General features: G+C 61.6%; 3 protein-coding genes. All 3 read right to left on the bottom strand.

Annotated elements, in window-relative coordinates:
- Positions 1 to 296, bottom strand: a 296-nt coding sequence (locus Q0216_RS06350; RefSeq protein WP_298593840.1) for a glycosyltransferase family 25 protein, incomplete at its 3' end; no start/stop codon positions are given.
- A 229-nt stretch (positions 297 to 525) separates the two neighbouring features.
- Entirely contained in the window at positions 526 to 1,599 is a 1,074-nt protein-coding gene (locus tag Q0216_RS06345) for a TatD family hydrolase (protein ID WP_298593838.1), read from the bottom strand.
- A gap of 67 nt (positions 1,600 to 1,666) precedes the next feature.
- Positions 1,667 to 2,632, bottom strand: coding sequence for a 16S rRNA (cytidine(1402)-2'-O)-methyltransferase (gene rsmI / locus Q0216_RS06340; protein WP_298593836.1), 966 nt, complete (start codon positions 2,630 to 2,632; stop codon positions 1,667 to 1,669).
- Between the last annotated feature and the right edge of the window lie 242 nt (positions 2,633 to 2,874).

The following is a 2,874-nucleotide window of genomic DNA, read 5'->3' as shown; positions in this document are numbered from 1 at the left end:
TCCGGAGAAATAAGGATGTCGTCCTCAGCAATCAGAGCCCAGTCAGCATCCGATGCGACAAAGTCCTCCCACATCTTCACGTGGCTGAGCATGCAACCGCGCTCAGCCGGGGTGGGGTCACGATGCCAACGGCTACGGAAAAGTTCAACATCAAATTCGTCATCGGTCACATGATTATCACGGTTATCCACCGCAGAATAAGGCACGAAATCCTTCGCGGGCGCGCCCACCGAATAGAACGATTCAAAACGGTTCGCGCCATCCAGGCCCAGAACATACTTCAGAATCTTTGCCATAGTGTCCTCCTAAAGCACCAGCTACCGGGTGCTCAACATAAAATCTCGTAGGGACGTTTGCAGCACCAAATTTTGAACACATCATTGAGGCACTATACGTACCTAAATACTGCAGACCAGATCATGGCATAGCTGTTTGAGTGAATTGTTTGTAGTTGCTACAGTCTAGCACGCAGGGCACACGCCGCGAGGCGACTCAGAGTAGATATCCGCTACAGGTTGTACGCGCCTACCACTGCCCGTAAACCCGCTCCGAATTCTCACGGATACGGCGGCAGAGCGCCTCCAGCTCCTCACCGCGGTGAGCCGCCATGAACCGCACCGTGTAATTCGTCATGTAGGACGCATTCGGGCGGCCACGGAACGGATGCGGGGTCAAGAACGGTGCATCCGTCTCAGCCAGAATCAGCTCCGGGCGAGCCATCGCCAACGACTCCTGAATACCCTTCGAATTCTTGAACGTCACCGTGCCTGCAAAGCTCATGTACCAGCCGCGCTCATTGCAGATCGCGGCAAGCTCCGGGCCACCCGAATAGCAGTGGAACACGGTACGTTCCGGCGCGCCCTCTTCATCCAGGATGCGCACAACATCCTCGTGCGCGTCACGGTCGTGAATCTGCAACGCCAGGTTGTGCTTCTTCGCAATGCGAATATGCTCGCGGAAGCTGTAGTGCTGCGCCTCCATGCCTTCTTCGCCGGTGCGGAAATAGTCCAGGCCAGTCTCACCAATAGCGCGCACGCGGTCGGCAGTGGCGAGCTCGTCGAGGGTGGCGAGGGCCGCCTCCAGCTGACCGGCTGCCGCCAGCTCGGGAGCAGTGTTGGGGTGAATCGCAATGGCGGCGAGGACACGCTCATCAGCCTGGGCGGCGGCGACCGCGTACAGGGAGGAGGGAATATCGCATCCGACCTGCACGATAGCGGCAATGCCGAGCTTTTCGCCGGCGTCGAGTGCGTCACGGGCGCTGATTTCTACTTCTCCGTCGAGTAGGTCCATGTGGGTGTGGTTATCCACGATGGGGTACGGCAGCGGCTCGGGAGCGGGCGGGAAGACCAGATTACGGCTGCGGCCATTCTCGCCGGTGGTGGAGCGGCGGCGGGTTCCTTCTCCGCCTTCGGCGTCACTGATGCCGGTGTAGAGTTCCGCCTGATAGGGTGCGGGTACTTCACCGGGCACCGGCTCCCAGCCGTTAGGCAGGGCGGTTGCCCGAAGTGCCGCGGGGGTGGGCAGGGTGTAGTTCGCCAGGGCGGCGAGGGAGTTCAGGTACTCCTGGGTGATTTCAGGACCGGGATGGCTCTGACACATTGATAAATCCTTGGGATAAAACTTGGTGGTAAAGCTGGGGGGTAATTCTGGGTTATTCGGATGTGGGTTATTCAGAACGGGCAGCCAGCGCCGCCTCGTACAGGTCACGTTTGGAGGTGCCGGTCTCGGCGGCGACCGCGGCGCAGGCGCTCTTGAGGCGCTCGCCGCCCGCTACACGGTCGAGGACCAGCTGCACTACGTCCTGCGCTTGGGGGGTTTCGGGGGCTTGAGCTCCCTCGACAATAATGACGATTTCGCCGCGGACGCGTTCAGACTCAGCCCATTCGGCAAGCTCAGCCAGGGTACCGCGTCGAACCTCTTCGTGGAGCTTGGTTAGCTCACGGCTGACCGTTCCGCGGCGGTCAGCGCCGAAGGTCTGCACGAAGTCTGCCAGGGTTGCGGCGGTGCGGTGCGGGGATTCGTAGAAGATCATGGTGCGCTCCTCCCCCGCCAGCGATGCGAGGCGGCGGGTGCGCTCGGAGCCCTTGCGGGCGAGGAAGCCTTCGAAGGTGAATCGTCCGGTGGGCAGGCCGGAGAGCGCGAGCGCGGTCAACGCCGCGGAGGGGCCGGGCACCACGGTGACGGGCAGGTCGGCTTCTGCGACGGCTGCGGCGGCAACGTAGCCGGGGTCGGAGATGGTGGGCATGCCCGCATCCGAGAGCAGCAGCACACGCTGGCCGTCCTGTACCGCTTGCACGATGGTTTCGCTACGTTCTTCTTCGTTGTGGTCGTGGTTGACGATGACGCGGCCGCGGGTACGCACGCCAAGCCCGGAGGCGAGGGTTCGTAGTTTGCGGGTGTCTTCAACGGCGATGAGGTCTGCGGTGGCGAGGGCTGAGCGCAGTCGGTCGGAGGCGTCAGCGAGGTTGCCGATGGGGGTGCCGCCGAGGATGAGCACACCACCTTCTTCGGAGGTGACGGCGGTGTCAGCAGTGTCAGCAGTGTCAATCTCGGGTGCCTCGACCGTTTCTGAGGGGGCTGTGGTTTCTGAGAGGTCGGCGGTTTCTTCGGTGTATTCTGCGGGTGCGGTCATGGCAGGCCTCGTGTCTGTGTCTGGTCTTCGTGTACCCACTAAGTGTAACGCCCGCGCTCTGCCCGGTGTTGGTGGGGTACCGGGTGGGTTTACCGGGGAGGATGCGGGTAGAGGCGGCTGGTGCGGGCGAGCTACGGTGCGTCATATAAGCCATTCACGGGCTGAAATGGTGCATCGTGCGTTCTGACCCTTTAGGATTGATGGGGTGAAGATACCTAAGCTACTTTCTCCCGCATCTGCCG

The sequence above is a fragment of the uncultured Rothia sp. genome (assembly GCF_937976295.1).
Lineage (GTDB): Bacteria > Actinomycetota > Actinomycetes > Actinomycetales > Micrococcaceae > Rothia.
The sequence above is the reverse complement of the archived record's forward strand: the minus strand, read 5'-3'. Positions and strand labels throughout refer to the sequence as shown.

Coding starts and splice junctions, on each gene's coding strand:
- rsmI (WP_298593836.1), bottom strand. CDS start 2,632: ATGACCGCACCCGCAGAATACACCGAAGAAACCGCCGACCTCTCAGAA.
- Q0216_RS06345 (WP_298593838.1), bottom strand. CDS start 1,599: ATGTGTCAGAGCCATCCCGGTCCTGAAATCACCCAGGAGTACCTGAAC.